General features: G+C 39.1%; 8 protein-coding genes. 6 read left to right on the top strand and 2 right to left on the bottom strand.

Annotation, left to right across the window (positions count from 1 at the left end):
• Window positions 1-129 precede the first annotated feature (129 nt).
• From A2536_04590 to A2536_04580, 3 genes are all read left to right on the top strand, one after another.
• Window positions 130-807, top strand: a complete 678-nt coding sequence (locus tag A2536_04590) for a hypothetical protein (GenBank protein OGF48385.1) — start codon at window positions 130-132, stop codon at window positions 805-807.
• Between the two features lie 160 nt (window positions 808-967).
• Window positions 968-1192, top strand: coding sequence for a hypothetical protein (locus A2536_04585; protein OGF48386.1), 225 nt, complete (start codon window positions 968-970; stop codon window positions 1190-1192).
• 9 nt (window positions 1193-1201) lie between these two features.
• On the top strand, window positions 1202-1450 hold the full coding sequence (locus A2536_04580; GenBank protein ID OGF48384.1) for a hypothetical protein: 249 nt from the start codon (window positions 1202-1204) through the stop codon (window positions 1448-1450).
• Between the two features lie 305 nt (window positions 1451-1755).
• Here the strand turns inward: A2536_04580 and A2536_04575 are convergent, their stop codons facing one another.
• Together A2536_04575 and A2536_04570 are read right to left on the bottom strand one after the other, a co-directional pair.
• The gene (locus tag A2536_04575; GenBank protein ID OGF48383.1) at window positions 1756-3702 is read right to left on the bottom strand and encodes a hypothetical protein; all 1947 of its coding nucleotides are present in this window, start codon (window positions 3700-3702) and stop codon (window positions 1756-1758) included.
• 41 nt (window positions 3703-3743) lie between these two features.
• On the bottom strand, window positions 3744-5657 hold the full coding sequence (locus A2536_04570) for a hypothetical protein (GenBank protein ID OGF48382.1): 1914 nt from the start codon (window positions 5655-5657) through the stop codon (window positions 3744-3746).
• A 418-nt stretch (window positions 5658-6075) separates the two neighbouring features.
• Here A2536_04570 and A2536_04565 point away from each other — a divergent pair, with 418 nt between their 5' ends.
• Genes A2536_04565 through A2536_04555 form a run of 3 tightly spaced genes read left to right on the top strand, consistent with a single transcriptional unit; the run spans window position 6076 to window position 9418 of the window.
• Complete coding sequence (locus A2536_04565; protein ID OGF48381.1) at window positions 6076-7950, top strand: hypothetical protein; 1875 nt, start codon at window positions 6076-6078, stop codon at window positions 7948-7950.
• A gap of 1 nt (window position 7951) precedes the next feature.
• A complete protein-coding gene (locus A2536_04560) occupies window positions 7952-8935 on the top strand; it encodes a hypothetical protein (GenBank protein OGF48380.1) in 984 nt (327 codons plus the stop codon).
• 9 nt (window positions 8936-8944) lie between these two features.
• On the top strand, window positions 8945-9418 hold the full coding sequence (locus A2536_04555) for a hypothetical protein (protein ID OGF48379.1): 474 nt from the start codon (window positions 8945-8947) through the stop codon (window positions 9416-9418).
• The last annotated feature ends 216 nt before the right edge of the window (window positions 9419-9634 follow it).

Below are 9634 nucleotides of genomic sequence, written 5' to 3'. Positions count from 1 at the left end.
CCTTTAATAAAAAAAGGCTTTAAATAAGGGAAATGAGTCTAAATATGCCTAATTCAGCGGAACTTGGGCTAGCGCCTGCTTTTTTCAAATAGTGGACAACCTGCCCCGGATAAAGTATAATATCAACATATGAAAAATCTTGAGGGAATAAAGACATGCAATTTGTTTGGTACTCTTTCTGAAAAAGAAAAGGGCAAAATACTTTCTATTTCCGTACAAAAGGAATATGAAAGGGGTGGGGTTATTGCTCAGGAAGGGGATAGGAGCAGTTATGTCTATATTATTACCGACGGTCAGATAAAGGGTACTCGCTTTACTTCCGACGGCCGGGAAATTATCCTTGAAGTGTTCGGTCACTGCGATATGATAGGGCAGGTGGCTGCAATTGCGAATGAACCTTATTATTATTCCGCGATAGCGCTTACAAGAGCTACCGTTAATATGATTAAGAAAGAAGAGTTTATGGAGCTGCTCCGTCTTAATCCGGCAATAGCTCATAAGACTTTTGTCGCTCTTGGTAAACGCCTGCGGTCTGCTCAGGCAAAAATCGAAGAGTTTGTCAGTGATAAAGTTGAACAAAGAATAGCCAAGCTGTTAATGGCGTTATCCGCCAGGATGGGCAGTGAAATACCCTTTACCCGTCAGGAAATAGCCGGTATGGTCGGTACGACTATTGAGACCACTATCCGAGTCACCAGCCGTTTCAAAGAAGCTAAAGTAATAAGGACTACCAGAGGGAATATTATCATAATTGATAAGCAGAAGTTGGGATTGCTTGCGGAAGGGCCGCCGTTAGAAATACTGTAAAAAATGTTGCGAGTTACGAGCAACCGACCAAAAAAAGGCATTTTCACGCTACCCGTCACCCGCTACTCGCTACATTCTTTTGTGATTTAAGTCATACATTTAAGCAGGCGAAATGAATATAATTATAAAAAGAATTTTGGAGGTTAATATGGCGGAAATAATAAAAGAACAGGTACAGAAAGCGTTGGATAAAGTAAGACCTTCATTGCAGGCGGATGGAGGGGATGTTGAGCTTGTTGAAGTTACTTCTGATAATGTTGTAAAAGTGAAACTTAAAGGAGCTTGTGCAGGTTGTCCAATGTCCCAGATGACTTTAAAGAACGGCATTGAAAAGTTTTTAAAGAAAGAAATTCCCGAAATAAAAAGCGTGGAATCTGCAAACTAAGGACGGTATATGTCTGAAAAATGTAAAGGTACTGGTTTAAGGATCTCCATATATAGATGCCCCAAATGCTTTGAGACAGTCGAAATCTTCTCTGACGAGAAAAAAGCCACATGTACGCATTGCAGCTCGCTTATTCTGGTTGAGACAGCCAATAAATGCATGGAATGGTGCGCTTCTGCAGGTGTTTGTATGGCGAAGACAGTTGGGAGACAAGTAAGCAAAGCAAAGAAAGCAAAAACAGCAAGGAAAGTGAAATAAAAAAAGCAGGTTGAGCAAAGTCTAAATATAAAACCATAACCCTTTGCGAAATCCGCCTAGGCGGATGAAGAAAGCTAAGAGATAGAGGACGGAAGACAGCAGTCGGAAGTCGGAAAACCCGGTTGCTGTCTTTTTTTATTGGATTTATATAAAAGAAGCGGTTACAAGGGCAATGTTTGAGGTGATAAAAATATTATCTGGTTTTTTGCGGAGTACTTATAAATAATTCTACCTTAAATTGTCATTTGTCATTATGTTGGACGGGAAAGTAAATTTGACGGTATTAATGATACTTGTACCCAAAGCTACTTCACCACCGTACCCGTAATAATAATTTCAACTCTTCTGTTTAGTGCTCTTCCTTCGTCGGTAGAGTTGGTCGCAACCGGTTTAGTATCCCCCAGTCCCTCGACTTTTAGACGTTCCGCAGGGAGATTGCCTTTTCTTACGAAATAGTTAAATACATTATTGGCCCTGGCATTGGAAAGTTCTAGATTGGATTTATAAGCGGTACCGGAAGTCGGAATGTTATCCGTATGGCCCTCTATCCTGACTATGGAGTTCTGATATTGTTTAATTACATCAATAATCTTATCAAGTGTAGAGAATACTTCGGATTTAAGTTCCGCGCTTCCCGGTTCAAAAAGCATTTTGTCGCCGATAATAAGTTTGCTTCCGGAAGTACCGTCTGTATTTTGTGCTACCCTAATGGCTTGTGACTGTCCGTTTCCTAATCTTTTTCCTCGTATTCTTAGGGTGTCGGTTGCTGTTCTTCCTACCCAGTCATAAGCTGTTACAGTTATCTCATTTGTGCCTTCTTTTATATTAGTTGTAGATATAAAGGTTTTCTTTTCGGGATTCATGATTGCGTTTACATTGCCGGGAGTGACTACAATTTTTTCTATCTTGCTTTTATTGTAGATACCGCTTAGATTAAAAATGCCTTCGGGGACCTCTTCTTTTGTTACGTTAAAAGTTACCACCGGTGCGATAGTGTCTATTATTATCGCCGTTGTAGCTTCATTTGTATTGTCGTTCATATCCGTAGCTGTAAGTTTCAGATTATAAAAATCAATTTTACTCGGGAGGTCTGTAATATTCCAAGAAGTGATGAATCTGCCGTCTTCGGCCTTAGCCGGAAGAGTAATTCCTTTTGTCATCCAAACGTCAGGGAAGGTGGCTGTACTGTATTCAACCTTAAAGCTCTTTATATTGTTATAACTTAATGCTGCACAATCTATATCTACAGGTTCGTTGTCTGAAGTAATGAATGATTTTTTTGAAATAATTATTACTTCCGGAAGTACTTTATTAAAGCGAGTGATACCGTTGTCCGTGCCGAACCATATGAAGTTGCCGTCTACATCCATAGCGGTTATCGAGGCATCTGCGAGCCCGTCTTTAGATGAGTATATTTTCCAGTTTTTATGTTTTGTGGAAAAAACTGATACACCGTCAAAGGTTCCGCTCCAGAGATTTAATCCGTCCGCAATAAGTGAGGTAATATTCTCGTCCCCAAGGCCGCTATTCATGTTGAAAGTAGTCCATTTCTTTGTTTGCTTGTTATATATTCTGATACCTCCGCCGTTGGTTCCTGACCAGACATTCTCTCCCTGCGTGGTCATAACGATATTTGTATACATATCCTTGGACGGTGCGTAAAGACCCCAGGTTTTTTTTATTCTGTTAAAAACATTTATCGCTGCGCCGTACGTGCCTACAAGTATTTGGCTGCCGTCGGAAATAATAGAAGTAATTGTTTTTTTATTGAGTCCGTCCGCATCTGTGTAATTAGTAAAAGTCCCGATACTTTTATTATAAACGCTTATTCCGGAATCTGTGCCTATCCAGACCTCATCTGTTCCCGGAAGTATTGCCGTTATTTTATTGCTGATGAGGCCGTTTTTGATTGTAAAGGATCTAAAACGTTCAGAGTCTGTGTTATAAACGCAAGCTCCGAAGTTTGTTCCAATCCAAATGTTACTGTTTGCGACAGCAAGGGTGGTAATTTCATTCGAGGGAAGCCCGTCACTGACAGAAAAACTCTTGAATACTCCTGATTTTTTAATCATTCTAGAAAGTCCGTTTTTGGTGCCAAACCAGACGTTGTCGTTGTCAACAGCTATGGCTTTGATAGAGTTGTTTGCGAGGCCGTCTTTTGTGGTATAAACTTTCCATGCTGAGGAGGTTTCCGCTCTGAAGCTTTGCGGAGCGGCTGTGAGAAGTATAAATAATACTAGAAGTGTTTTCATAAACTTTCCCCCGATTAGTACAACATAACGATTGATAAAATTCACTTTTTCTCCAGCTCTTCGAGCATTTTCATCTTGTTTTTTGCCCTCCTCAAATAAAGAGCAATCTTTTCTTCGTTTGGATTAATATTGTTTGCAGTTTCCCAGTAAGAAACTGCCTCTTTGAGTTTATCCTGTCGATACAAAAGAATTCCCTGGGAGATCATAGCTTTGACGATATACTCGTTCATTTCTTTATGTGTGGGATCTGTTGAAAGACCTTGTTTCCAGCTGTCGATGGCTTTTAAGTATTCACCGGCGTTATAACTTTCAATGCCGTCTTTGAAGTATTTGGTAATCCTTTCCTTAATCTGAAGCTCGGCTTCGTTTATATAGAATTTTGCTTTTTCGTTGGCAGGGTCCATGTTTAAAACCTTCTTCCACTCGGTCACGGCTTTTTCGTATTGATTTTGTCCGTAGTATTTTAGACCGGCTTCAAAATTTTCCTTAACCAGCGAAGTAAGAAAAGTAGTTGCAGGTTCGTAATTAGAATCTACTGCTAAAATCTTGTTTAATTTATCGACAGCAAATGCAAGGTCTCCCTTCGCTTTTGCTTCGACAGCTTCCCTGAAATATTTATTAAGTAAATCTTTTTCCTGAGAACCTTTTTTTAGCTCTGTCTGGGCGTTTTTTATCAGTTCTTCCGTATCAGAGTAGGCAGGATACCGCTCCAGTACCCATTGCCATTTTTCTATTGCCTTGATGTATTGTTTATCTTCAAAATATATTTTTCCGCCGTTGTAAGCTTCTATAAGCCGGCTTTTTATGTTAATTATTTTTTCTGAAGCCTGCTTTTCCCCCGGCAGTATGTTTTGTAGAATTTCATAAGCTGCGAGTGCTTTATCCCATTTTTCGGATTTATCGGCTGCCTCCGCTGTGTTTTTTGAGTTTTCTACTTTTAGAAGGAGTACTTCTTTAGCTTGCCTGATGTATTTATCGGCGAAATCATTTGATCTGTCAAGCTGAAGTACTTTTGTCCAAAGTGTTATGGCTTCATTTAAGCGTCCTGTCTGAAAATATTCCATGGCTTGAGTATTGTAATCTTTTATATTGCCTTTGAGGTCCACTTCAAATTGTTCCTTGCTTTTGGTGTCTAAGGTGGTTTTTGAAGGTGTGAGTTCAACCGAGAGAGAAAGTTGATGCATTAATATCCCGTTTGGCTGGAGGGAGAAGGAATAGCAAAGCTCATCCATTCCCATAAGAAGCCCCAGCCCGCCCGACAAACGAATATTTTTATCGAAAATTGCTCCGACCCGAAGGTTGATAATCTCCAGGTTAAAATCCCAGGAGGCGGCGAATTTCGGGTCTGTGCCAAAAGCCGCATCTAATCCGATTCCAAGTTTACTGAAATTTATTCCAAACTTTGTTGCGGCGATGGATGATCCGTCACCAAGGAGATCGGTTTTATCTCCCAGATTATTCACTGAAATAAGTATTTTATCCGGTGCAAAGGCAGGCACATCCTTTAATTCTATGAGTCCGCCAATATCAAAAGCAAATCCGGAAGAACTTTCAAGATATTTCTTTTCCAGGTATCTTGCATTTATACCAAAGGCAAGAAAATCTATTTTTTTTGAAAGGGAAATACCGTAAACGGAATTTTTGGTAAGCGCAGTACCAAAAGCAAATCCTGTATTATCTCCAAGGCTGAACCCCAGATTTGCTGTTGCATAAAAATTACTGTCAAACGAAATAATATTAAATTTTAATCGTAGGTCTTTTAGTCTGTAATTTAACGAAGGATTGGCAAAGACGGAAAACTCATTCTTTAAATATGCAGTTTCTCCCAGTGCATTTGCTTTTGCACTGTCGGGTATATCCAGTGCCGAAAGGCAAACAGGCAAGACAATTAAAAGTGCGATACAAAGCAATTTCTTCATAATGTATATTGTATAATAGTAAGCGGGAGTTTTCAATCAAAAGAATAAGTGGAGTTTTCCCATTTTCTGTTCCGATTCTCAACTGGAGGAAATTTATCTCCATGTTCGGCGGCTGAATAACTCGCTTAGCTCGAACAATTCAGCCGTTTTTCCGAACATTTCTATAAATTTCTGTACGTTGCTCATAAGTCACAGAAAATAGGAAAACTTCACTTGCGAAAAATCCGTTATGCTTTACTTTGCATGCTTTTTGCTGGTTTTACTAGAAACAATGAGGAAGCTTAACAAAGAATAATGATTTATGATTTACCGCATGATTTAATTATGGTTTTTACTAAAATCATTTGCGGTGTTTTTAATTACACATTTGCTTGTTTACCCTTATCCTCAACCCGTAATCACAATCTGTAATATAGTATTGACTAAAATATATGGTTGTGGAATAATAACGAATATGAAAGCTAAACTGTTTAATGCTTTTTTGTTTTTAATTCTGCCGGTTTTTCTGTTATCACAGCCGGTAAAAGAAGTTACAGCAGAAGTTAAACCCCCCATTGCTACAGCCTCGACCGCCAAAACTGTTGTTAATCAGGACGGAAGCATTGTTGTTACAACTCCCGGCGGTGTGACAGTTGTTATCCCTCCTCCAGTTTTGCCCTGCGAGATTAAAGGTGTTTCTATAGTAAAGCTATACCCGGGAAAAGGCTACCTTGACTTTAAGATATCAGGTGATAAATTTCTCAAAAGTGCTCTTGCAAAATTCAGCAGCGATAGTATAGGAGTCGATAGTATTTTGGAAGTGGTTCCTTCAACCATAAAACTGTCCATAACGGTTCGGAACGGGGCAAAACCCGGGAAATATGATCTTGTCGTTCAAAACAGTCCTGAGGATATTTGTATTTTAAAAAATGCCGTACAGATTATGAGTAAACCGGAAATAAACGTAGTTCTCCAAAAAGAAATTAGACAGGGGAGTATTGGAAACGAAATAACGGTCAGCGGTTCGGGTTTTATGGAGGGAGCCAGATTGGAATTTGCGGATGTAATAGGCGGAGTAGTGGCCCGGACTGTCAATTTTAAATCTGATAAAGAACTCAATGCAAGCATAGATGTTTCTTTTGCCGTAAAACCTAAAGAGACCAAAATCCGGGTTGTCAATCCTGACGGTGAAAGTACGTCAAATAAAATAATGGTTACAACTGCTTTGGGAATTTCCGGAGTAACTCCTCAGATAATTCCTCAGGGGGCCGATAGTGTTGAAATATCAGTTAAAGGCAGTAACTTTATTAAAGGCTTGAAAGTTGAGACAAAGGATGACGGCTTTATTATTAATAATATCTTTGTGCTTTCCGAAAATGAAGCAGTTCTTTCCGTTTCTGTTGCTGAGGGAGCAGCCGCAGGAAAGAAAGAAATTACTTTGATTTCGCCTGATGAGGGAAATCAGAAGTTTAATATTACCGTATCACTCCGGCCTCTTGTTACTTTAATCACTCCGGACAGGCTGCCTCAGGGAACAGAAAATAAAATAGTAACTATCACAGGCGGTAATTTCGGGAAAGATACGCAAATAAAAATTTCCACTCCGGGTGTAAATATAATTAACTTTGATGTTAAGTCTGCCCTGCAGATAGTTGCGGTTGTAACGGTTTCAGGACGGGCGCCCGGCGGAAGTTATGATGTTCTTGCCGTAAATCCTGATGGTGGGACCGGTGTTTTAAAAAATTCTTTCATGGTTAACTTAAATCCGGAGTTAAAGACTATTTTGCCGACAACTGCCGTACAAGGGGTATTTGAACAGGAGATAGAACTCTTCGGTCAGGGCTTTACCAAAGAAACCGGTGTTAAACTCAGCGGGGAAGGTGTTGTAATAAGCAATATAGAATTTATAGATTCTTGCCGATTGAAAGCCCTTGTTACTGTCGGAGCCAAGGCTCCTATGGAGAAAAGAGATCTTTATGTCGTCAACCCTGATGGCGGTAATTTTATGTTAAACGATGCTTTTGGTATCAGCAAAGTGGATAAAGAAAGTATTTATTTTGGGGATATAAATAAGTTTAAAAAGCCGGCAATGGTGAATAAGAAAAAGCTTTTTTTGGAGCATCCCTATTACAAGACAATAGTCAGGGAAAATATCTCCTCCGAGGTGGCAAAATACTGGCTTATTATCAATAAGATTAATGAATCTGTTAAGGATATTTACAAGAAGGTTCAGAAAAAACATGACTATGATCTGATCGGAGAGGTTGGTTTTGTGACCGATAAAGATGGGAATCCTGTAAGGGATATTCCGGATATTACGAACATTGTTATTCATGAACTGGAGAAATAATATGAAAAAAATGTTGTTATTGATTCTTTTGTCCTTTTCTTTCCTTGCCGCGCAGACTCCCGGAAACCCTTCCGGAAAAGTTACGAAATATTATTACCTGAATTACATCTCGGCTAAAGAATTTAAATACATAATAGTAAAAATGCTTCCAACTATCGGTATTGATGTTAATGAAGAGTTTAAATTAGCTATGGTAACCGATACCCAGGAAAATCTGAATATCTTTGAAAATATGCTGAAGGTGGTAGATATTAAAACACCCCAGATAAGAATAGAGGCGAAAATTGTGGAGACCAAGCTTTCTACGACGGATAAGATGGGTATTAACTGGACCTGGCAGGATCTTTATAATAGTTCTAATAAAGAAATAAAATCCTTTCTGGAAAATTTTTTACCTGCTGACAGTAAATTTCAGGCGCAATTTGGAACTCTCAGGGTGGACGGTTTTAATCTGGTGCTTCAATATCTTCTTACCCAGACTAATACCGACCTTCTTTCCAGTCCGAGTATTGTTACTCTAAACGGTAAAGAAGCGAGTATAAATACCGGAGATCAGATACCTATAAAATCAGTTACGACACAGGGGACTATTACCGTGTCCACAACCCTTTATAAAGAAACCGGTGTTAAACTGCGTGTAACTCCTTCCATAAAAGACGATAATTATATTCTTCTGGATATTCACCCTGAAGTAAGTGAAGTGCTGGAGTACAGCGCTGTTACCGGAGATCCGATTATTTCCCAGAGAAAAGTGGACGGTTCAGTTATAGTCCGTGATAACGAAACTCTTATGGTCGGCGGACTGCTTCGAAATAAATCCTTAACGGTTGAAAATAAATTACCGATACTCGGAGATCTTCCGTTACTAGGTCTTTTGTTTAAAAAATCGGCTGTAGAAAAAATAAAGACAGAAATTATAATATTTATAACCCCTCACGTAATAAAAGAAGGGGAAAAACTCGTCGCTCCCGACGAGATGAAATAGGAGCTGTTTATGAGAAAAATATTTGCGTTTACCGTAATTCTTGGTCTGATTATTCTTACCGGTTGTAAAAACCCTCTGTTTAACCCGAAAGCCGACGCAAGGATATCATATTTTACTAATACCTCTAATGCGCAGATAAGTTCGCTTACCCTTTCAGGTGATGCTCCGCACGCTATCAGGGCCTTTGTAACAATAGCAAATGGAGTGGATGTACGGTTTAGTGATTATTCAATAGACTACTACACTGTTGCAGGAAATAAGATTCCCCTGTCTGTGGATGGAGAAACCTCTGCTTATATAGGGGGAACAGGTACTACTCCTTCCTCTGCCACCGGGTATGTGGGTTTAAATATAACAAATGCTGATCTGGTTTCTTACAAAACGGCAAATTCTATTTCGCAGTTAAACTTACAGATTTTACTCAATGGGGAAGATATTAACGGTAACCTTATCTCAATTTATGGAACTTTCCCTATTTATTAGAAGAGCTATTTTTCATATGAAAAAGGCTTTGAAAGTCGTTTGGAAATAAGCTTAAAACCCTTTCTTATTTGTCATTTCCTGGGAATCAAATTCATACACAAAGACACTGGATTCTGACTCTAGTTCAGAATGAAGTACAGCGATTCCGCAACTATAATAAATAGCCCTATAAAAACCTGTATATACCCTGAGAAAAACGATTATTACCTGTTTAAG

It is taken from the genome of Candidatus Firestonebacteria bacterium RIFOXYD2_FULL_39_29, from assembly GCA_001778375.1.
GTDB lineage: Bacteria > Oederibacteriota > D2-FULL-39-29 > D2-FULL-39-29 > D2-FULL-39-29 > D2-FULL-39-29.
This window is presented reverse-complemented; position numbering and strand designations above follow the sequence as displayed.

What these genes read in the sequence shown, in the direction of transcription:
- A2536_04590 (OGF48385.1), top strand. Translation starts at nt 130, where the DNA reads ATGAAAAATCTTGAGGGAATAAAGACATGCAATTTGTTTGGTACTCTT.
- A2536_04580 (OGF48384.1), top strand. Translation starts at nt 1,202, where the DNA reads ATGTCTGAAAAATGTAAAGGTACTGGTTTAAGGATCTCCATATATAGA.
- A2536_04575 (OGF48383.1), bottom strand. Translation starts at nt 3,702, where the DNA reads ATGAAAACACTTCTAGTATTATTTATACTTCTCACAGCCGCTCCGCAA.
- A2536_04565 (OGF48381.1), top strand. Translation starts at nt 6,076, where the DNA reads ATGAAAGCTAAACTGTTTAATGCTTTTTTGTTTTTAATTCTGCCGGTT.
- A2536_04560 (OGF48380.1), top strand. Translation starts at nt 7,952, where the DNA reads ATGAAAAAAATGTTGTTATTGATTCTTTTGTCCTTTTCTTTCCTTGCC.
- A2536_04555 (OGF48379.1), top strand. Translation starts at nt 8,945, where the DNA reads ATGAGAAAAATATTTGCGTTTACCGTAATTCTTGGTCTGATTATTCTT.